Here is a 21,719-nt window from a genome sequence, read left to right on the forward strand (position 1 = left end):
GTTGGTCGGGGAGAGGTACGAGGCCACGTCGGAGTAGCCGAGGACGACGTCCAGAGGGTGCCCGTCTCGCGTCGGCACCCGTAGCCGCTGCACGGTGGCGCCAAGGTCGAGCACCGTCAGCTCCACCCCGGGCTCCGCTCGGAGGGTGTGGGCCATGACGTCGCGCCCGTCCGGCATTGTCCCGAATCGTACGGGGGCCATGAGGTCTCCTGAGGCTGGAAGGCGCAACCCGGTCGTGCCGCACGTGGTCCCCCCGTGGGCAGGTGGAACCGGTGGCGCTGGTGGGGTTCCGGACACCAGCGCCACCGGAGCGGGGCGCGGAGTACTACAGCTGGGCGGCGAGGCGGTGGTATGCGGCGTTCCACCGCAGTTCCCGCCGCATTGCCTCCGGAGTTGTGGCCGAGTCGATGACCACGAGCTCGGTACGCAGCATCTCGGCCAGGTCGCGGAACTCTGGGGTGCGCACCGCCTTGGAGAGCACGGTGTGGTGCGGACCGCCGGCGAGCAGCCAGCACTCCGCCGAGGTGGACAGGCTGGGGCGCGGCTCCCAGACCGCGCAGGCCACCGGGAGCTTCGGCAGCGCCTCGTCGGGCTCGACGACGTCGACCTCGTTGAGCGTCAGGCGGAAGCGGTCGCCCAGGTCGCTGATGCCCACGACCACGGCGGGGCCGGGCGCGGCGGTGAAGCGCAGCCGCACCGGGTCCTCCCGGTTGCCGATGCCGAGCGGGTGGATCTCGAGGGTCGGCTTACCCCCGGCGATGCTGGGGCAGACCTCGAGCATGTGGGCGCCGAGGATCTTCTCCTGCCCGGGCACCAGGTGGTAGGTGTAGTCCTCCATGAAGCTGGTGCCGCCCGGCTGGCCGGCCGCCATGGCCTTGGTGGTACGCACCATGACCGAGGTCTTCCAGTCGCCCTCGCCGCCGAAGCCGTAGCCGTCGGCCATGAGCCGCTGCACGGCGAGGCCGGGCAGCTGGCGCAGGCCGCCGAGGTCCTCGAAGTTGGTGGTGAAGGCCTTGAAGTCACCGTCGCTGAGGAACCTCCGCAGGCCGGCCTCGATCCGGGCGCCGTAGCGCAGGGACTCGTGGCGGTCCCCGCCCGGGCGCAGCTCGGCCGCGACGTCGAAGCTGTCGAGGTACTCGGTCACCAGGTCGTCGACCGCCGCATCCGAGATCTCGTCGACGACCTTCACCAGGTCGTTCACGCCGTACGTGTTGACCGACACCCCGAAGCGCAGCTGCGCCTCCACCTTGTCCCCCTCGGTGACGGCGACGTCGCGCATGTTGTCGCCGAACCGGGCCAGGCGCAGCGTCCGAAGCTCATGCGCACCGAGGGCGGCCCGAGCCCAGACGGCGACCCGCTCCACGACCACCGGGTTGCTCACATGGCCGGCGACGATCTTGCGGGCCACGCCGAGGCGGGCGGTGAGATACCCGAACTCGCGGTCACCGTGGGCGGCCTGGTTGAGGTTCATGAAGTCCATGTCGATGGTGGACCAGGGCAGTTCCGCGCCGGCCTGGGTGTGCAGGTGCAGCATCGGCTTGCGCAGGGCGTCCATGCCCGCGATCCACATCTTGGCCGGGGAGAAGGTGTGCATCCACGTGATCACACCGATGCACCCCGGCGCGGCGTTGGCCGCGAGCACCTGGGCGTGGATGGCGGCGGCGTCGATGAGGACGGGCTTCCAGACCACCTTGGCGGGCAGGACCCCGCTGGCGTCGAGCTGCTTGGCGATGGCCTGCGACTGGTCGGCCACCTGGCGCAGGGTCTCCTCGCCGTACAGGTGCTGGCTGCCGGTCAGGAACCACAGCTCAGGGGCATTCTGGGGGTCAGCAGGCATGGTGGATCTCCTCGAGTAGCGGGAGCGGGGTCAGCGCTGCCCGTAAACGTTCTGGTAGCGGTCGTAGAGGGCGTCGATGTCGCCCTCCCCGATCGGTATCGGTCGACCGAGCTGACGGGCGACGTGCACGGTGCGGGCGACGTCCTCGCACATCACGGCGGCCTTGACGGCGGCCCTTGCCGTCCGCCCGATGCTGAAGACGCCGTGGTTGCGCATGAGCACCGCCGCGGACCGGCTCTGCGAGAGGGTCTCGACGATCCCCCGCCCGATCGAGTCGTCGCCGATGAGGGCGAACGGGCCGACGGGGATGTCTCCCCCGAACTCGTCAGCCATCATGGTCAGCACGCACGGGATCGGCTCACCGCGCGCGGCCCACGCCGTGGCGTACGTCGAGTGGGTGTGCACGACGCCGCCGACGTGCGGCATGTGGCGGTAGACGTACGCCTGGGCGTCGGTGTCGGACGACGGCGCGTAATCGCCGTCCACAACCCTGCCGTACAGGTCGCAGACCACCATGTTGTCCGGAGTGAGCTCGTCGTACGCGACCCCGCTGGGCTTGATGACCATGAGGTCGCGCCCAGGCACCCGCGAGGACACGTTGCCCGCCGTCCACACCACCAGCTCGTAGCGGGTCAGCTCGGCGTGCAGCCGGCACACCTCCTCGCGCAGGCTGCGGATCGTCGCGTTCACGTCGGCCAGGACGGTCACGGTCAGGCCTCCTCTCGGCCGGCGGCGGCAGTGGCGGAACGGCGGATCTCCTTGAGCCGCTTCATCACCGGGTTCGCGCCTCGGCCGAAGTAGTCGTGCAGCACCAGGTACTCGGCGAACAACGCGTCGTAGGCGTTCGCCCGCTCCTCGTCGGGCACGTAGGCGCCCCGGGTGACCCGGCCCATCGCCTTGGCCGCGGTCGTGATGCCGGGGTACGCGCCCGCGGCCACCGCGGCGTGGATCGCCGAGCCGAGCGCGGGGCCCTGCTCGGACCCGAGGACCGACAGCGGCATCCGGGTCACGTCGGCGTAGATCTGCATGAGGAGGCGATTCTTGGTCAGGCCGCCGGCGATGATGAGTTCCTCGACCGGCACCCCGCTGTCGCGGAACGTCTCGAGGATCACCCTGGTGCCGTACGCGGTGGCCTCGAGCAGCGCGCGGTAGGTGTCCTCCGGGCGCGTCGCCAGTGTCTGCCCGACGACGACCCCGGAGAGCTCGTGGTCGACCAGGACCGACCGGTTGCCGCTGTGCCAGTCGAGCGCGAGGAGCCCGTGCGCCCCCACCGCCTGGCCGGCGGCCCGCTCGGTGAGCAGCTCGTGCACCGAGATGCCGCGCTCCTTCGCCTCGGCGGCGTACGCCGCCGGCACGCCCGTCCGGGTGAACCAGCCGAAGATGTCACCCACCCCGGACTGGCCGGCCTCGTAACCCCAGAGCCCCGGGATGATCCCGCCGTCCACGACGCCGCACATTCCCGGCACCTCCCGCAGGACGGTGCCGGACATGACGTGGCAGGTGGAGGTGCCCATGATCGCCACCATCTGGCCGGGTGCGGTCGCCTGGGCGGCGGGCGCGGTGACGTGGGCGTCGACGTTGCCGACGGCCACCGCGATGCCCTCGGGCAGGCCCGTCCAGGCTGCCGCCTGTGCGGTCAGCCGGCCGGCGGCCTCGCCGAGCTGGCCGATGGGGTGCTCGAGCTTGTCGACCACGAAGCGTGCGAAGCCGGGGTTGAGCTCGGCGAGGAACTCCGGTGACGGGTACTTCCCGTCCTGGAGGATGCCCTTGTATCCGGCGGTGCAGGCGTTGCGGACGTACCGGCCGCAGAGCTGCCACACGATCCAGTCCGCGGCCTCCACCCAGCGCTCGGTCGCGGCGTACACCTCCGGGTCCTCCTCGAGGACCTGGAGCGCCTTGGCGAACTCCCACTCGGAGGAGATCAGCCCGCCGTAGCGGGGCAACCAGGTCTCGCCGCGTCTGCGGGCCAGCTCGTTGACGCGGTCGGCCTGGCCCTGCGCGGCGTGGTGGCGCCACAGCTTGATGTAGGCGTGCGGCCGGTCGGCGTACTGCGGCAGCTCGGAGAGCGGCGTGCCGTCGGCAGTGGTGGGCAGCACGGTGCAGGCCGTGAAGTCGGTGGCGATGCCGATGACGTCGGCGGCGTCGATCCCGGCCTCCTGCACGGCCTGCGGCACCGCGACCTGGAGGACCTCGCGGTAGTCCTGGGGGACCTGCAGCGCCCACTCGGGCGGCAGCGCCCGACCGGAGGGCAGCGCGTCGGTCACCACGGCGTGCGGGTACTCGTGCATGGCCGACCCCAACTCGGCCCCGTCTGCCACTCGGACCACCAGGGCCCGTCCCGACAGGGTCCCGAAATCGACGCCCACCACGTACTTGTCGTTGCTCATGTGCTGGTCCTTGTCGGCGGGGCGGTGCTCTTGCGCACCACAAGCTTGGGAATGACCAACGGCGAGGGCTGGAGTTCGGTGCCCTTGATCGCCTGCGTGACGACCTCGATCGCCCGGCGACCGACGGCGTCGAAGTCCTGCTGGATCGTGGTCAGCGGCGGGATGAGGTAGGCCGCCTCGGGGACGTCGTCGAATCCGACGACGGAGATGTCGTCCGGCACCCGGCGGCCACACTCATGCAGCGCGCGGAGCACTCCGATCGCCATCTGATCGTTGGCGGCGAACACCGCGGTGGCGCCGGGCATCTCGCAGATCCGCTCGCCGGCGGTGTACCCGCTTTCCGAGCTCCAGTCGCCCCGCACCGGCTCCGCCGGCCGCAGTCCCGACTCGCTCATCGCCAGGCGCCAGCCCTCGACCCGGCCGGCCTCCGCCCAGTTGAGCGGGCCGCTGACGTGCACGATCTCGCGGTGCCCGAGGCTCAGCAGGTGCTCCGTCGCCATCCGCGCGCCGCGCACCTGGTCCACCCCGACGGTCAGGGATGCCTTCGACAGGTCCCCCTCCACCACGACGAAGGGGACCCGAGCGGGTTGCATGCGAACCACCTCGAGCGCCTCGTCGTGGCCGGCGATCATCACGATGCCCTCCACGCCCACCCGCATGAGGTGCTCGGTGGCATCGCTGAGGGCCCGGCGCGTCACGTCCGACAGGCTCACCGAGGTCGCGAAGTAGCCCGCCTCGCGGGCGGCGTCCTCGACACTGCGGTGGATGCTCGTCGGACCGAAGAACGTCCTGGCGGTGCCGATGATGCCGATCATCCCGGAGCGTCCGCGCACCAGCGCGCGGGCGGCGATGTTGGGGCGGTAGCCCAGCCGCTCGATCGCCTGGAGCACCCGCTCCCTGGTCTCCGGCTTGATGCTGGGCGAACCGTTGATCACCCGGGACACGGTCTGGTGCGACACGCCCGCGAGTCGAGCGACATCCGCCATCACCGGCGCCCTGGAGGCAGCCGTCACGGCTGCCTCCGCATGAAGACCCTCTGCATCACGATGAAGAGGAGCAGCAGGGTTCCGATCGCTATCTTCGTCCACCACGAGCTCAGCGTGCCTTGAAACGAGATCAATGTCTGGATGACACCCAGGACCAGTACGCCGAGCAGTGAACCGAGGACGTAGCCGACGCCGCCGGAGAGCAGCGTGCCGCCGATGACGACGGAGGCGATGGCGTCCAGCTCCATGCCGACGGCGTGCAGCCCGTATCCGGAGAGCATGTAGAGGGAGAAGAGCAGACCGGCGATGGCGGAGCAGAGCCCGCTGATGACGTAGACGCCGATCTTGACCTTGGCGACGGGCAGGCCCATGAGCGTGGCCGAGCTCTCGCTGCCGCCGACCGCGTACGCCGTCCGCCCGAAGCGGGTCCGGTGCAGGACCCAGACCGCCACCGCCACGAGGGCCAGGGCGATCACCACACTCCACGTGATCGACACGTTCTGCGACAGCGGGATGGCGGCGGTGGCGAAGCTGCGGAAGGTCGGGTCCTTGATCGAGATCGACTCGACGCCGACGACGAAGCACAGCCCCCGGGCGAGGAACATGCCGGCGAGCGTGACGATGAACGGCTGGATCTCGAAGTAGTGGATGACCAGGCCCATGAGCAGGCCGAGCGTCGACCCCATGAGCAGCACCAGCAGCACCACGAGCGGCGCCGGGAGTCCGGCCCGCAGGCTGGCCGCCGCCACCATCGTGGACAGCGCGACCACCGCGCCCACCGACAGGTCGATGCCGCCGGTGACGATGACGAAGGTCATGCCGACCGCGATGACGATGAGGAACGCGTTGTCGATGAACAGGTTCGCCACGACCTGCCCGGAGGTGAACCCCTCGTAGCGGGCGGCACCGACCCCGAAGAGGAGGACGAAGAGCACGAAGGTGGCGATCACGGGCACGACCCGACCGGGAACGGACCGGCCGCGCAGAATCGCCCCGAGCGGGGCCTTGCCCTTGACCGGCGTTGCTGACGTCGTCATGACTGGGCCACCTTCTCCACCATGGATGCGGTCGGGGTCTGGGCGTGCTGCGCGGCCGCCGGCTCAGCGTCGGAAACGGGCCGGGCGGGACGCCGCGGGGTGCGCCGTAGCAGGACGGCCCGCACCTTGGGCGCCTGCAGGAGGCACACGGCGATGACGACGACGGCCTTGAAGACGAGGGTGATCTCCGGCGCGATGCCCATGCTGTACACCGTCGTGGTGAGCGTCTGGATGATGAGCGCGCCGAGCAGGGTCCCGGCCAGGCTGTAGCGGCCGCCGGCCAGGGAGGTGCCGCCGATAACGACCGCCAGGATGGCGTCCATCTCGATCCAGAGGCCGGCGTTGTTCGCGTCGGCAGCGCTGACGTTCGAGCTGATCATGAGGCCGGCGATGCCCGCGCAGATCGCCGCGAACACGTAGACGGTCCACCGGATCGTGCGCGAGCGCAGGCCGGCGAGCCGGCTGGCCTCCGGGTTGATGCCGACCGACTCGATCAGCAGGCCCAGGGCCGTCTTCCTCGTGACGATGGCGACGAGCACGAACACGGCCACCGCGATGAGGATCGAGACGGGCAGCAACAGGAAGCCTGCGCCGACGGTGCGGAACGTGGGGTTGCGGACCGTGATGATCTGGCCGTCGGTGATCAGCATGGCGATGCCCCGGCCGGCCGTCATGAGGACGAGCGTCGCGATGATCGGCTGAATGCGGAGGGCGGCGACGAGGAAGCCGTTCCACAGGCCGAGGACGGCGCACAGGGCGAGCGCCAGTCCCATGCCGACAAAGGCGGCCTTGGCGCTGGTGGGATCGCCCGCGCCCACGATCGAAGAGCAGGCGACGGCACCGGCGATGGCGACGACCGCGCCCACGGACAGGTCGATCCCCCGGGTGGCGATCACCAGGCACATGCCCAGGGCGATGAGCAGGGTCGGCGCGCCGTTCTTGAGGATGTCGACGAGGCTCCCGTACAGGTGGCCATCCTGGAAACGCAGGGCCAGGAAGGACGGGCGGACGACCGCGTTGGCCGCCAGCAGCACCACGAGGGCCACCAGGGGCCAGAGCAGAGGGCTGCTGCGGAAGCGGTCCAGGGGGCGCGTCGACGTCATGCCGCCACCGCCTCGGAGCGCTCGTCCACGTGGGCGATGAGCCGCATGATGTCGTCCACGGTCGCATGCTGGTCGAGCTCGGCGATCTTGCTGCGGTCCTTCATCACCACGACGCGGTGGCTCAGGCGCGCGACCTCCTCGAGTTCGGCGGAGATGTAGACCACGGCCATGCCTTCCTGGGCGAGCTCGGCGACGAGCTTCTGGATCTGGGTCTTGGCCCCGATGTCGATGCCGCGGGTGGGCTCGTCGAGGATGAGCACCTTCGGTTTGGTGATCAGCCAGCGGGCGAGCAGCACCTTCTGCTGGTTGCCCCCGGACAGCTTGCCCACGAGCGCGTCGGGGTCCGCCGGCCTGATGTCCAGCGCCTTGATCCACTTCTCGACCAGCTGGTCCTTGGTCTTACGCGGAATGGGCCGGGCCCAGCCGTTGGCCGCCTGCATCGCCAGGATGAGGTTGTCGCGGATGCTGAGGTCGGCCACCACCCCCTCGCCCTTTCGGTCCTCTGAACAGTAGGCGATCCCGGCCGCGATGGCCGCGCGCGGGCTGCGCAGGTGCAGGGCCTTGCCGTCGATGCGCACCTGGCCGCTGTCCGGGCGGTCCGCCCCGAAGAGCAGCCGCGCCAGCTCGGTACGACCGGAACCGAGGAGTCCGGCCAGGCCGACCACCTCACCGCGGTTGATCTGGAGGTCGAACGGCGCGACCGAGCCCTTGCGGCCGACTCCGGTGGCCTGCAGCACGGGGACGGTGGAGGCCTCCTCGCCGGCCTGTCCGGCGAGCCGCTCCACCTCCGCCAACGCGCCGAGTTCGCGACCGATCATGAGGGAGACCAGGTCGAGTCGGCTGAGGTCGGCGGTGAGGTGCTCCCCCACCAGCCGCCCGTTGCGCAGCACCGTCATGCGGTCGGAGATCTCGTAGACCTGCTCGAGAAAGTGCGACACGAAGAGGATGGCGACTCCCCGGTCCCGCAGGACGCGCATGATCCGGAAGAGCTCGGCGACCTCGTCCTGATCCAGACTGGAGGTCGGTTCGTCGAGGATGAGGACCTTGGCGTCCACGGCCACCGCGCGGGCGATCGCCACGAGCTGCTGGATGGCGATGGGATGCTCGGCGAGGACGGAGCCGGGGTCGATGTGCAGCCCCATGTCGGCGAGCAGCTCCGCCGCCCGGGCTCGGCAGGCCCGCCCGTCGACGGCGCCGAACCGCCGCGGCTCACGACCGAGCAGGATGTTCTCGGCGACGGTGAGGTTCGGGCAGAGGTTCACCTCCTGGTAAACCGTGCTGATCCCCGAGTCCTGAGCGTCGGCGGGGCCGGAGAACGAGACCTCACGACCGTCCAGCAGGGTGACTCCGGCGGTCGGGGTGTACACGCCCGTCAACGCCTTGATGAGGGTCGACTTGCCGGCGCCGTTCTCTCCCATGAGGGCGTGCACCTCGCCGGGGAGAAGTCGGAAGTCCACCTCCTGCAGGGCTTTCACGCCTGGGAACTCCACCGAGATCCCACGCATCTGCACCACCGCGGCCCGTCCGGCCTCACGCGGTGCCTGCTTCGCGTCCACCGACATGGTGGTCCTCCATCACTTGCTACGAGCCGTCGCCGACGGGGCGGCCGGATGCTGGGGCTGGACACCCCGCCACCCGTTAGGACGGCGGGGTGTGCCAATCAGGATATCGACCGGTCTCAGTACTTGCGGTTGGGCAGCTCGGTCTTCGCCTGCTCCTGGGTGAACGTCGTCTCCTCCGTCACCACGCGCTGCGGCACCTGCTCGCCCTTGACGACCTTCTTGGCGAGGTCCATCAGCTGGGGGCCGAGGAGCGGGTTGCACTCGACGATGTAGTTGATCTTGCCGTCGGCGAGCGCCTGCATCCCGTCGTGCACCGCATCGACGGTGATGATCTTGATGTCGACACCGGGCTTCTTGCCGGCCGCCTCGATGGCCTCGATGGCGCCCAGGCCCATGTCGTCGTTGTGGGCGTAGACCACGTCGATCTTCGGGTTGGACTTGAGGAAGGCCTCCATGACCTGCTTGCCACCGGATCGGGTGAAGTCACCGGTCTGCGAGGCGATCACCTTGATCTGCGGGGCCGACTTGATGACGTCGGCGAAGCCCTTCTGGCGGTCGATGGCGGGGGCGGCGCCGGTCGTGCCCTGCAGCTCGACGACGTTGACCTGACTCTTGCCCTCCGAGTCCTTGACCAGCCACTCGCCGGCCTTCTTGCCCTCCTCGATGAAGTCGGACCCGAGGAAGGTCTTGTAGAGCGAGGTGTCCTGGGAGTCGACCGCGCGGTCGGTGAGGATCACCGGGATGTTGGCCCGCTTGGCCTCGAGCAGCACCGCGTCCCAACCGGTCTCGACCACGGGGCTGAAGGCGATGACGTCGACCTTCTGCTGGATGTAGCTGCGGATCGCCTTGATCTGGTTCTCCTGCTTCTGCTGCGCGTCGGAGAACTTGAGGTCGATGCCGGCCTCCTTGGCCGACTCCTGAACCGACTTGGTGTTGGCGGTACGCCAACCGGACTCGGCACCGACCTGGGCGAAGCCCACGGTGATCTTGTCGCTGCCGCTGTTGCCTCCGCCGGACGCGGACGAATTTCCGCCGCATGCCGTGAGGCCTACGGCCAGCACCATGCCGGCGACGGCCGTGAGGAACTTCTTCGACATTGGACTTTCCTCCAACTTTCTGACGCCTTGCTGGGCCCGTGCGGCGGCCGGCTCCTGGCTCATCGCCTTGGCAGCCACTGCCCATCTGGCCGGAAGTGTGAGCGCTAACATACAGTGGTGTCAACCCCCCATGTCGTTCTTGTCAACGCCAGATGTCATTGCAGGTAGAGGGGATTGACAGGGCCTGATGAGGCCGCTTATGTTAGCGCTAACTTCTCGGCTTGTTAACGCTCACATGCGTTGCCGAGCGCCCGGGCGGGGGCACCAACTGCCCCCGAGAACGCCCCGGCCACGCCAACCAACCGCCCTGCCCGACCTCGGCAGAATCCCTGGAGGAAGCCCGGCAATGTCCCTGTCCTTCTCCCGCCCGGCGCACCGCGCCCGGCCTCTGCTCGCCGGCCTGGCCGCGCTGGTCACCGGACTGGCCGGCGTCGTCAGCCTGGCTACGCCCGCGGCGGCCACTGTCGACGACGGGCTGGTCCTGCACTACGACCTCACTCAGGCCAGCGGCACGACCGTGACCGACAGCTCGGGCCACGGGCGCAACGGCACGCTCAGCGGCGACGCGAGCTGGCAGGGCGCGGACGGCCTGCGCCTCGGCGGCACGAACGGCCACGTCCGACTGCCCAACGACGTCCTGCGGGGCCTCACCGACGTCACCGTCTCGGTGCAGGTCAACATGGCGTCGGACCAGGCGACGCCGTACTTCATCTGGGGCCTGGGGAACACCGGCTCCGACGGCGTCGGTAACGGCTACCTGTTCACCACCGGCAACGCCTTCCGCGCCTCCATCGCCAGTGGCAACTGGTCCACCGAGCAGACCGTGACCACGGGCCGCAACCTCAGCCGCGGCAGTTGGCGCACCCTCACCTACGCCCTCGGCGGCGGCACCGCCGTGCTCTACGAGGACGGGGTCGAGGTCGCCCGCAAGACCGGCATCACGCTGACCCCCGGCTCGATCGGCGGCGGCACCACCAGGGCCAACTACCTCGGCCGCTCGGTCTACACCTCGGACAAGTACCTCAAGGGACAGGTCCGCGACTTCCGCATCTACGACCGGGCGGTGAGCGCCGAGGAAGCGCACGCCCTCGGGGAACAGACCGCTTCCGGACGGGCTGCGGCGGATGCGGCGGCCTTGGACCTCGGCGACACCACCGCGGTGACGGAGAACCTCACCCTGCCCACCCAGGCCGCCGGGGGCTCCACGGTGACCTGGTCCTCCAGCAACCCGGCCGTCGTGTCGGACGCCGGTGTGGTCACCCGGCCCGCCCCCGGCACCGGCAACGCGACCGTCACGCTGACCGCCGCCGTGTCCTACGCCGGCTTCACGGTCAGCCGAGCCTTCGCGGTCACGGTGGTCGAGGACATCACCGATCAGGAAAAGGTCGACAACGCCCTCGCGGCCATCGTCATCCACGACCAGAACGCCGTCCGCGGCAACCTCACGCTGCCCACCAAGGGCGCCCGCGACGTCGCGCTGACCTGGACCGCCAAGGACCCCGACGCCATGACCAGCACGGGCGAGGTGACCCGCCCGCCGTACGGGTCGAGCCCGGTCAGGGCCCGGCTCGGCGTGCGAGCGACCAAGGGCGCGGCGAGCGCGGTCCGCAACGTCAGCCTGACCGTTTTGCCGCTGCCGAAGAAGGAGCCGCTCGAGGGGTACGCCTTCGCGTACTTCACCGGCGAGGGCACCGCCGACGGCGAGCAGATCTACTTCGCGGCGAGCCGCGGCAACGACCCGCTCAAGTACGACGAGCTCAACGGCGGCCGCCCCGTCCTCACCTCCACGGAGGGCGACAAGGGGGTGCGGGACCCGTTCATCATCCGCAGCCCGGAGGGCGACAAGTTCTACCTCATCGCCACCGACCTCAAGATCAACGGCAACGGCGACTGGGACGCGAGCCAGCGCACCGGCAGCAAGTACATCGAGGTCTGGGAGTCGACCGACCTGGTGAACTGGTCGCAGCAGCGGCACGTGCGGGTCGCCCCCGACACGGCCGGCAACACCTGGGCCCCGGAGGCCTACTACGACGACAGCATCGGCGCCTACGTGGTGTTCTGGGCCTCCAAGCTCTACACCCCGGAGGACACCGCCCACACCGGCAACACGTACAACCGCATGCTGTACGTGACCACGCGCGACTTCCGGACCTTCAGCGAGCCCAAGGTATGGGTCGACCCCGGCTACTCCGTGATCGACCCGACCGTCATCAAGCACAACGGCAGCTACTACCGCTTCACCAAGGACGAGCGGAACAACACCTCCAGCACCCCGTGCAGCAAGTTCATCCTGGAGCAGAAGTCCACCGACCTGCGCAGCACCAACTGGGACTTCGTCCGGGACTGCATCGGCAAGGCGACGGCCACCTCCCCGGGCATCTCGCAAGGTGAGGGCCCGACGGTGTTCAAGAGCAACACCGAGGACAAGTGGTACGTGTTCATCGACGAGTTCGGCGGGCGCGGCTACGTACCGTTCGAAACCACCGACCTCGACAGCGGAACGTTCACCATGTCGACCGGCTACGACCTGCCGGCGCACCCGCGACACGGCACCGTCCTGCCGGTCACCAAGGCCGAGCTCGACCGGCTCCACCAGGGCCCGACGCCCGCACCGACGACCAAGAAGGGCGTCATCGCGGACTACCGCCTCGGCGGCGGGACCGGCACGACCGTGGCCGACAGCGCCGGCAACGCCCAGGATGCGGTCCTGCACGGCGGCGTCACCCGCTCGGACGACGGTATGGTCTTCAACGGGACCGACGGCTACCTGAAGCTGCCGAACAACCTGCTGACCGGCCTGGCGGACGCCAGCGTCTCCGCCCAGGTCTGGGTCGACCCGGCGCAGGCCACCCCGTACTTCATCTGGGGCATGGGAAACAGCACGAACGGGTCCGGCAACGGTTACCTGTTCACCACCGGCAACTCCTACCGCACCGCCATCGCCAGCGGAAACTGGACCACCGAGCAGAACACCGACGCCGCGCGCGACCTCAGCCGGGGCGGCTGGCACACCCTCACCTACACGCTCTCCGGTGGGGTGGCCCGGCTCTATGACAACGGCGTCGAGGTGGCGAAGAACAGCGCGGTCACCACCAAGCCGGGGGACCTCGGCGGCGGCATCACGACCGCCAACTACCTGGGCCGCTCGCTCTACTCCGGCGACCGCTACTTCAACGGCGCGATGCGCAGCTTCACGCTGTGGAACCGCGGCCTGTCGGCCAAGGAGGTGCTCTCCCTCCCCGGCAACGAGACCGCCATCGGCTCGGTGAAGCTGGACTCCCTCAAGGTCCCGGCCATCATCAACAGCGACACGAACACCGTCACCCTGCCCGTCAAGCCGGGTACCGACGTGCGAGCGCTGGCGCCCGTCCTCGGGGTCGGCGGCGAGGCTCGCGTCACGCCGGGCAACGGCTCGACGCAGGACTTCACGAATCCGGTGACCTACCGGGTCACCGGCGAGGACGGCAGCAGCCGGGCCTGGACCGTGAAGGCCGCCGTCATGAACAGCCCGGTCCTGCCCGGCTACAACGCGGACCCGAACATCGTGCGCTTCGGCGACACGTACTACGTCTACGCGACGACCGACGGCTACCCGGGCTGGTCCAGCACCACGTTCAAGACCTGGTCGAGCAAGGACCTGGTGCACTGGACCGAGCACCCGACCATCCTCGACCTCGGACCGGACGTGTCGTGGGCCGATGGGCGGGCCTGGGCGCCGGCCGCGATGGAGAAGAACGGGAAGTACTACCTGTACTTCTGCGCCGACGCCAAGATCGGCGTGGCGGTGTCCGACTCGCCCACCGGCCCGTTCGTCGACGCTCTCGGCAAGCCACTCGTCGCGTCGAACCCGAACGGCGGCCAGGCGATCGACCCCGCCGTCTTCACCGATGACGACGGCCAGAGCTACCTGTACTGGGGCAATGGCAACGCGTACGTGGTGCCGCTCAACGCGGACATGACTTCGTTCGATCCGGCGAGGGTCAAGCGCATCACCGGCCTGACCAACTTCCGCGAGGGCCTCTTCATGGCCAAGCGGGGCAGCACCTACTACCTCAGCTGGTCGATCGACGACACCCGGAGCGAGAACTACCGCGTCGGCTATGCCACCGCGACGAGCCCGATGGCCGACGGCCTGGTCAACCGAGGCGAGATCCTCATCAAGGACGTCAGCCTCGGCATCCTCGGCACCGGGCACCACAGCATGATCCAGGTGCCGGGCACCGACGACTGGTACATCGCGTACCACCGCTTCGCCATCCCTGGCGGAGACGGCACGCACCGCGAGGTCACCATCGACCGTCTCCGCTTCAACCCCGACGGCACCATCGCCAAGGTCGTCCCCACGCTGGAGAGCGTCCCGCCGCTGGCGCCCTGACTCTCCTGGAGGCGGACGCCACGGCGCCTCGCGGCGTCCGCCTCGCCCGCACCGATCACCACATCCACCCGTCACAGGGAGGCTTATCCCCCATGCGCACCCACCGCCTCGCCGCGGGCCTGGTCGCCGGACTCGTCGGGACCGCGCTGTACGCGAGCGCCCCGGCCCTCGGTGCCGCGACGCCCGCAGCCCTCGACTACACGATCAACGTGGACGCCAACGGCGCCGGCCCGGCCATCGACCCGGCCATGTACGGCGTCTTCTTCGAGGACATCAACCGGGCCGCCGACGGCGGCCTCTACGCCGAGCTCGTGCAGAACCGCTCCTTCGAGTACCTGCCGGTCGACAACGGCTCCTACACCGGCCTCACCTCGTGGAGCGCCGTCTCCTCCGCTGGCGGCAGCGGCACCATCGCCACCGTGAACGACGAGGCCCGTCTCAACGAGCGCAACCGCACCTACCTCAAGATGACGCTCAGCAACGCCGGCGCCGGCACCTACGGCGTGATGAACTCCGGCTACAACACCGGCATCGCGGTCGAGGCCGGCAAGACCTACGACTTCTCCGTCTGGGCCCGGACCGATGCCGCAGACGGCACCCCCCTCACCGTCACGCTGCGCAACCAGGCCGGGATAGCCACCTACGCCGCCCCGGTCCAGCTGACGGTCCAGGGTGACACCTGGCGCAAGTACACGGGTACGTTCGTGGCCACCGGCACCACCGACGCCGCCCGCCTCGCCGTGGAGGCCGGGGGTACCGGAACCGTGCGCCTCGACATGGTCTCGCTCTTCCCCCGGGACACCTTCAAGGGCCACCCCAACGGCCTGCGCAAGGACCTGGCGGAGAAGATCGCCGCTCTCAAGCCGGGCTTCGTCCGCTTCCCCGGCGGGTGCCTGGTCAACACCGGCAGCATGTACGGCTACACGGCCGAGGACGGCTACCAGCGCGCCCGCTCGTACCAGTGGAAGGACACCATCGGCCCGGTCGAGGAGCGCGCCACCAACAAGAACTTCTGGGGCTACAACCAGTCCTACGGCCTTGGCTACTACGAGTACTTCCAGTTCTCCGAGGACCTCGGCGCCAAGCCGGTGCCCGTCGTGCCGGCGCTGGTCACCGGCTGCGGCCAGAACCGCGCCGTCGACGACGACGCGCTGCTGCAGCGGCACATCCAGGACACCCTCGACCTCATCGAGTTCGCCAACGGCGCGGCCACGTCCACGTGGGGCGCCAAGCGGGCGGCCATGGGCCACCCGGAGCCGTTCGGCCTCGACCGCATCGAGGTCGGCAATGAGGAGAACCTTCCCGATGCCTTCATGACCCGCTTCGTAAAGTTCCGCGACGCGATCAAGGCGAAGTACCCGAACATCACCGTCATCAGCAACTCCGGGCCGGACGACACCGGCGTCACCTTCGACCGGGCCTGGGACCTCAACCGGGCCAACGGCGTGGAGATGGTCGACGAGCACTACTACAACAGCCCGGAATGGTTCCTGCAGAACAACAAGCGCTACGACGGCTACGACCGCTCCGGTGCGAAGGTCTGGCTCGGCGAGTACGCCTCGCAGGACAACAAGCTCTACAACGCGCTGACCGAGGGCGCGTACATGACGGGCCTGGAGCGCAACGCCGACGTCGTGAAGATGGCCTCCTACGCTCCCCTGCTCGCCAACATCGACTACGTCCAGTGGCGGCCGGACATGATCTGGTTCGACAACGACCAGTCGTGGGGCTCCGCCAACTACGAGGTGCAGAAGCTCTTCATGAGCAACGTCGGCGACCAGGTCGTCCCGAGCACCTCCGCCGGCGCGGTGAAGACCCCCTCGCCGGTCACCGGCGCGATCGGGCTGTCCACCTGGCGGACCGCCGCGAAGTACGACGACGTCGTGGTCACCGGCGCCGACGGCACGCCCCTGTTCAATGACGATTTCTCCAACGGTGCCGGTCAGTGGACCCCGCTCACCGGGCTCGGCAGCTGGGCGGTGCAGGACGGCGCGTACGTCCAGTCCAGCACCACGGCGGAGAACACCATGGTGAAGGCGGGCGACGTGAACTGGCACGACTACGACCTGAACGTGAAGGCCACCAAGATTTCCGGCGCCGAGGGCTTCCTGGTCGGCTTCGGGGTCAAGGACACCGGCAACTACTACTGGTGGAACCTCGGCGGTTGGAACAACACCCAGGGCGCGGTGGAGAAGGCCGTCAACGGCGGGAAGACCACGCTGATCGCCAAGCCCAACACCATCGAGACCGGCCGCACCTACGACGTCAAGGTCCAGATCCGCGGCACCAAGGTGACGCTGCTGCTCGACGGCCAGGTCTGGGGCAGCTTCGACGACAACGCCGTCACCGAGCCGTTCGCCCAGGTGGTCACCCGGGACGTCGCCGCGAAGCAGCTGATCATCAAGGTCGTCAACGCCCAGGACGCCCCGGCCCGCACCACCATCAACCTCGGTGCTGGCGCCCGGGTCGTGAACAAGGCGGAGATGACCGTCATCAGCGGCGACCCGCAGCAGCTGAACACCCGCACCGCGCAGCCGATCAAGCCGGTGACCAGCACGATCAAGGGTGTCGCACCCACCTTCACCCGCACCTTCGAGCCGAACTCGGTGACGTTCATCCGAGTTCAGACCAAGTAGGAGCAGCACCGATGAGCATGCACCTCACCCGACGTAACCTCCTGCGCGGCGGCCTCGGCGTGGCGGCGGCAGGGCTGGTCCTGCCCGCCACGGCCCGCGGCGCCTGGGCGGCGCCGGCGCCCGGGCCCACGGACGCCGAGATCTACGGCGCCCCGACCACCAGCCCGCTAATGTGGCAGCGGGCCGACCCGTTCGTCACGCCGCGCACCGACGGCCTCTACTACTTCACCGCCTCCGTGCCGGAGTACGACCGGCTCATCGTCCGCGCCTCGCCCACGATCGAGGGGCTGGGCAGCGCCGCCGAGACGGTCGTCTGGCGGCGGCCGACCAGCGGGAAGATGGGCGGCCACATCTGGGCGCCGGAACTGCACCGGATCGACGGCCGCTGGTACATCTACTTCGCCGCCGGCGACTCCGACAACGTCTTCCGGATTCGGATGTACGTCATCGAGTCCATCGCCGCCGACCCCCGCGACGTCAGCGGCTGGTCGTCCCCGCGGCAGATCGTCACGCCGTGGGACAGCTTCGCGCTCGACTCCACCACCTTCGAGCACGACGGCCAGCGCTACCTCGTCTGGGCGCAGAGCGAGCCGGAGATCAACGCCAACAGCAGCCTCTACATCGCGCGGATGACCTCGCCGTTCAGCATCACCGGCACCCCGGCGCGGATCGCCACCCCGACGAAGTCGTGGGAGGTCCAGGGCTTCCGGGTCAACGAGGGCCCGGCGGTGATCAAGCGCAACGGCCGGATCTTCATGACGTTCTCGGCCAGCGCCACCGACGCCCGCTACTGCATGGGCCTGCTCACCGCCGACGACCGCGCGAACCTGCTCGACCCGGCCACCTGGAGCAAGAGCGCGGACCCGATCTTCACCACGAACGAGCAGACGAAGCAGTACGGCCCGGGTCACAACAGCTTCACCGTGGCCGAGGACGGCGAGACCGACGTGATGGTGTACCACGCCCGCGACTACCGGGACATCGTGGGCGACCCGCTCTACGACCCCAACCGGCACGCCCGCGCGCAGCGCCTCTACTGGCACGAGGACGGCACTCCCCTCTTCGGGGTGCCGGTCGGCAAGGGCGGGCCGATCCTGCGGCTGTCGCCGGCAGACGCCTCGTCCACCTTCGTGCGCCACTTCGCGTACGTGCTGCGCGTCAACCCGGCGGGGCGGGAACTCGCCGACACCCAGTTCCGGTTCGTTCCCGGGCTGGCCGGCGGGGGCACCGTGTCGATCCAGTCGGTGAACTTCCCGGACCGCTACTGGCGGGTGGTGGACGGCACGAGCCTGCGGATCGACCCGGTGGAGGACGGCAGCGCGTACGCGGCGCAGGCCAGCTTCCGCCGGATCCCGGGCCTGGCGAACAGCAACGGGATCTCGCTGGAGCTGTCCGACCGTCCTGGCGTGTACGTCCGCCACGACAAGGGCAGCCTCACGGTCGGCAAGCCGTCCGGTTCCAAGTCGACGTTCTGGCTGAGCTGAGGGAGACGTCATGGCCACTCTGGACCGACGCGGTTTCCTCCGCGCCGCAGGGCTGGTCGGCGCCGCGCCGCTGTTGTCCCCGTTCGCGGGCACGGCAGCGGCCTCGGCGAGCGCCGCCACCCCGTCGGGCGCCACCACCGCCCCGTCGGGCGCCGCCCTCCCCGCCCCCGCGGCGTGGCGGCTGCGCCCGTTCGCCCTCGCCGACGTGTCCCTCGGGTCCGGCGTCTTCGCCGACAAGCGCGCGCTGATGCTCGACTACGCGCGCGGTTACGACGTCAACCGGCTGCTCCAGGTGTTCCGGGCCAACGCGGGGCTTTCCACGCTCGGGGCCGTCGCGCCCGGCGGTTGGGAGGGCCTGGACGGCGAGGCGAACGGCAACCTGCGCGGGCACTACAGCGGCCACTTCCTGTCGATGCTGAGCCAGGCGTACGCGAGCACCGGCGAGCAGACCTTCGCCGACAGGATCTCGACGATGGTCGGTGCGCTCGTGGAGTGCCGGGAGGCGCTCAACCGCCCACCGTCGGTAGGGAGCGTCCCGGGGCGGTTCGGGACGGCGGTCGAGAGCCAGCGCGGCTCCTACCAGTTCCTTCAGCTGCCCCCGACGGTTCTGGGGGCGGCGGCGCAACTGACCTTCGCCGCCTGGGTGAAGCCGAGCCACGACGCCGCCTGGGCGCGGATCTTCGACTTCGGCAACGACACCACGCGGTACATGTACCTGGCGGCGCGGAACCAGAACCGCATGCCCCGGTTCGCGATCACGACCGGGGGCGCCGGCCGGGAGCAGGGCATCAACGGCAACGTCGCCCTGCCGGTCGGCGAGTGGAGTCACGTCGCGCTCACCCTGACCGGCACCGTCGGCACGCTCTACGTCAACGGCGCGGTCTTCGGGCGCAACACCGCGATGACGCTGGGCCCCGCCCAGCTCGGGCAGCTCAGGAACTACTGGCTCGGCCGGTCGCTCTACCCCGACCCGGTCTACGCCGGCGCGTTCGACGAGGTCAACCTCTGGTCCCGCGCCCTCACCGACGCCGAGGTGGCCGCGCTGTCGACGCAGCCCGCCTCCGCCTCGCCCGCCGGTCGGGGCGACCTGGCCTCGTACGACCTGGACGAGACCGACGGGCAGGTGCTGCAGGACTCCTCGGGACGCGGCCAACACGCCGGCTGGCTGCGCACCTGGGGCGGCCCGAGCCACCCGGGCTTCCTGGCGGCGTACCCGGAGACGCAGTTCATCACCCTGGAGACCATGACGGCGTCCAACTACACCGTCGTCTGGGCGCCCTACTACACCGCGCACAAGATCCTGCGCGGACTGCTCGACGCACACCTGGCCACCGGCGACCCGCGGGCGCTCGACCTGGCCGAGGGCATGTGCGACTGGATGTACTCGCGGCTGTCGAAACTGCCCGCCACGACCCTGCAAGGGATGTGGGGCATCTTCTCCAGCGGCGAGTACGGCGGGATCGTCGAGGCGATCTGCGACCTGCACGCGCTCACCGGCAAGGCCGAGCACGTCGCGCTGGCCAAGCTCTTCGACCTCAACCGGCTCATCGACAGCTGCGCCGGTGCGCAGGACATCCTCGACGGGCTGCACGCGAACCAGCACATCCCGATCCTCACCGGGCTGGTGCGGCTGCACGACGAGACCGGCGAGGACCGTTACCTGGCCGCCGCCAAGGGCTTCTGGAACATGGTGGTCCCGGCCCGGATGTACGCCATCGGCGGCACGAGCACCGGCGAGTTCTGGCGGGCGAGCGGCCGCATCGCGGGCACGATCAGCGAGACCAACGCCGAGACCTGCTGCGCGCACAACATGCTCAAGCTGAGCCGGGTGCTCTTCTTCCACGAACAGAACCCGAAGTACATGGAGTACTACGAGCGGGCGCTGTTCAACCAGGTGCTGGGGTCGAAGCAGGACAAGGCCGACGCCGAGAAGCCACTCGCCACGTACTTCATCGGGCTCACGCCCGGCCACGTCCGCGACTACACCCCGAAGCAGGGCACGACCTGCTGCGAAGGCACGGGGATGGAGAGCGCGACCAAGTACCAGGACTCGGTCTTCTTCGCCGCCGCGGACGGGTCGGCGCTCTACCTCAACCTCTTCGTCGCCAGCACTCTCCGCTGGGCCGCCAAGGGTGTGACGGTGGAGCAGTCCACCGCCTTCCCGGTGGAGCAGGGCACCCGGCTGACGATCCGCGGCAACGCCACCTTCGACCTCATGGTGCGGGTGCCGTCGTGGGTCGGCCCAGGGTTCGCGGTAGCGGTCAACGGCAAGGCACTCAAGGTGGACGCCGTGCCGGGGACGTACCTGCGCATCGCCCGGTCGTGGCGCAGCGGTGACATGGTGACGCTGTCGCTGCCCTTCACCCTGCGTACGGAGGCCGCCCTCGACGATCGGTCGCTCCAGTCGCTCTTCTACGGCCCGGTCAACCTCGTGACCCGCGACGCCAGCCGCTCGTACCTGTCGCTCGGGCTGTACCGCAACGCCGCGCTCTCGGGTGACCTGTTGCCGAGCCTCGAGCCGGTCGAGGGCAGGCCGCTGCACTTCACCCTCGACGGCCGCGAGGTCGCGCCGTTCCATGAGGGCACGGAGGACCCGACCCATGTGTACTTCCGGCGCGCCGAGCCCACCGTGGTGCTGGGAGGGCGGGAAACCGGCGTGGCGAACCCGGTACGCGCCAACGGTGTCTCGCTGCTGGACGAGCTGTGGTCGGCCGCGCCCTACCGCAACAAGACCGAACTCCTCAAGGCGTTGGAGAGCCTGACCAGCTCCTGGGTGCGGGACGGCCTGTTGACGGCCGACGAAAGGAGCACGATCCTCGCCACCGCCCGGGCGCGTCGTTCGTCGACTGACCGCCCGGCCCGGCACGAGCCGGGCCGGGCTGACCGGGGACCCTCCGCTCGTCGATCGGCGCGGTGAGCGCGTTCCGTCCGGGCCCGAGATCGACCGGCTCCGTGTCCCCCGGTACGAGCGCTCGCTCGGAGGAGGACGAACTGCAGCAGGTAGACCTGTGCTGCGGAGCAGGTCGTGACGCAGCAGAACGGCCACACTGCGAGCGAGCCGTAGCGGGCTCGGGCAGCGCCCTGATGGCGCTGCCCGAGCCTCCCGGAGCCGCCGTTCGCCTTCACGTGACAGGGCTGCTGCCGGCTGTGTGCTTGCGGACCGCCGGCGACAATTCGTGCGGAACCATCACCGGCGGCCCGGGTCACCGGTCCAG

At 69.6% G+C, this 21,719-nt stretch carries 12 protein-coding genes; 4 read left to right on the forward strand and 8 right to left on the reverse strand.

Going from position 1 to position 21,719, the window contains the following annotated elements; translation table 11 throughout:
* Positions 1-325: 325 nt before the first annotated feature.
* The 8 genes from araA to JNW87_RS11620 all read right to left on the reverse strand — a co-directional run bounded on the left by araA (position 326) and on the right by JNW87_RS11620 (position 10,009).
* Entirely contained in the window at positions 326-1,837 is a 1,512-nt protein-coding gene (gene araA / locus JNW87_RS11585; protein ID WP_109801565.1) for an L-arabinose isomerase, read from the reverse strand.
* A gap of 30 nt (positions 1,838-1,867) precedes the next feature.
* A complete protein-coding gene (locus tag JNW87_RS11590) occupies positions 1,868-2,545 on the reverse strand; it encodes an L-ribulose-5-phosphate 4-epimerase (RefSeq protein ID WP_109801566.1) in 678 nt (225 codons plus the stop codon).
* Between the two features lie 2 nt (positions 2,546-2,547).
* Complete coding sequence (gene araB, locus JNW87_RS11595; RefSeq protein ID WP_109801567.1) at positions 2,548-4,224, reverse strand: ribulokinase; 1,677 nt, start codon at positions 4,222-4,224, stop codon at positions 2,548-2,550.
* Positions 4,221-5,210: a LacI family DNA-binding transcriptional regulator gene (locus JNW87_RS11600; RefSeq protein ID WP_255543752.1), complete on the reverse strand. Its 990-nt coding sequence runs from the start codon at positions 5,208-5,210 to the stop codon at positions 4,221-4,223. Before JNW87_RS11600 ends, araB begins: the two co-directional genes overlap by 4 nt.
* 23 nt (positions 5,211-5,233) lie before the next feature.
* Positions 5,234-6,247 carry a galactofuranose ABC transporter, permease protein YjfF gene (gene yjfF, locus JNW87_RS11605; RefSeq protein ID WP_109801569.1) on the reverse strand — a complete coding sequence of 338 codons (1,014 nt, stop codon included), beginning with the start codon at positions 6,245-6,247 and terminating at the stop codon, positions 5,234-5,236.
* The gene (locus JNW87_RS11610; protein WP_309233938.1) at positions 6,244-7,284 is read right to left on the reverse strand and encodes an ABC transporter permease; all 1,041 of its coding nucleotides are present in this window, start codon (positions 7,282-7,284) and stop codon (positions 6,244-6,246) included. Before JNW87_RS11610 ends, yjfF begins: the two co-directional genes overlap by 4 nt.
* Before the next feature lie 62 nt (positions 7,285-7,346).
* A complete protein-coding gene (locus JNW87_RS11615) occupies positions 7,347-8,912 on the reverse strand; it encodes a sugar ABC transporter ATP-binding protein (protein WP_201749591.1) in 1,566 nt (521 codons plus the stop codon).
* Positions 8,913-9,028: 116 nt separating this feature from the next.
* Complete coding sequence (locus JNW87_RS11620) at positions 9,029-10,009, reverse strand: ABC transporter substrate-binding protein (protein WP_109801571.1); 981 nt, start codon at positions 10,007-10,009, stop codon at positions 9,029-9,031.
* A gap of 346 nt (positions 10,010-10,355) precedes the next feature.
* Here JNW87_RS11620 and JNW87_RS11625 point away from each other — a divergent pair, with 346 nt between their 5' ends.
* From JNW87_RS11625 to JNW87_RS11640, 4 genes are all read left to right on the forward strand, one after another.
* Positions 10,356-14,384: a family 43 glycosylhydrolase gene (locus JNW87_RS11625; protein WP_238453659.1), complete on the forward strand. Its 4,029-nt coding sequence runs from the start codon at positions 10,356-10,358 to the stop codon at positions 14,382-14,384.
* A 92-nt stretch (positions 14,385-14,476) separates the two neighbouring features.
* The gene (locus tag JNW87_RS11630; protein ID WP_109801573.1) at positions 14,477-17,020 is read left to right on the forward strand and encodes an alpha-L-arabinofuranosidase C-terminal domain-containing protein; all 2,544 of its coding nucleotides are present in this window, start codon (positions 14,477-14,479) and stop codon (positions 17,018-17,020) included.
* Between the two features lie 11 nt (positions 17,021-17,031).
* Positions 17,032-18,504 carry a family 43 glycosylhydrolase gene (locus JNW87_RS11635; protein WP_109801574.1) on the forward strand — a complete coding sequence of 491 codons (1,473 nt, stop codon included), beginning with the start codon at positions 17,032-17,034 and terminating at the stop codon, positions 18,502-18,504.
* Between the two features lie 10 nt (positions 18,505-18,514).
* Positions 18,515-21,421, forward strand: a complete 2,907-nt coding sequence (locus JNW87_RS11640) for a beta-L-arabinofuranosidase domain-containing protein (RefSeq protein WP_238453660.1) — start codon at positions 18,515-18,517, stop codon at positions 21,419-21,421.
* Positions 21,422-21,719 lie beyond the last annotated feature (298 nt).

Source organism: Micromonospora sp. ATA51, assembly GCF_016802855.1.
GTDB classification, from domain to species: Bacteria; Actinomycetota; Actinomycetes; order Mycobacteriales; family Micromonosporaceae; genus Micromonospora; species Micromonospora sicca.

Bases quoted from the DNA above. Each gene is read 5' to 3' on its own strand.
- araB (WP_109801567.1), bottom strand. From the start codon at position 4,224: ATGAGCAACGACAAGTACGTGGTGGGCGTCGATTTCGGGACCCTGTCG.
- JNW87_RS11640 (WP_238453660.1), top strand. From the start codon at position 18,515: ATGGCCACTCTGGACCGACGCGGTTTCCTCCGCGCCGCAGGGCTGGTC.
- JNW87_RS11625 (WP_238453659.1), top strand. From the start codon at position 10,356: ATGTCCCTGTCCTTCTCCCGCCCGGCGCACCGCGCCCGGCCTCTGCTC.
- JNW87_RS11620 (WP_109801571.1), bottom strand. From the start codon at position 10,009: ATGTCGAAGAAGTTCCTCACGGCCGTCGCCGGCATGGTGCTGGCCGTA.
- JNW87_RS11635 (WP_109801574.1), top strand. From the start codon at position 17,032: ATGAGCATGCACCTCACCCGACGTAACCTCCTGCGCGGCGGCCTCGGC.
- JNW87_RS11600 (WP_255543752.1), bottom strand. From the start codon at position 5,210: ATGGCGGATGTCGCTCGACTCGCGGGCGTGTCGCACCAGACCGTGTCC.
- JNW87_RS11630 (WP_109801573.1), top strand. From the start codon at position 14,477: ATGCGCACCCACCGCCTCGCCGCGGGCCTGGTCGCCGGACTCGTCGGG.
- JNW87_RS11615 (WP_201749591.1), bottom strand. From the start codon at position 8,912: ATGTCGGTGGACGCGAAGCAGGCACCGCGTGAGGCCGGACGGGCCGCG.
- araA (WP_109801565.1), bottom strand. From the start codon at position 1,837: ATGCCTGCTGACCCCCAGAATGCCCCTGAGCTGTGGTTCCTGACCGGC.
- yjfF (WP_109801569.1), bottom strand. From the start codon at position 6,247: ATGACGACGTCAGCAACGCCGGTCAAGGGCAAGGCCCCGCTCGGGGCG.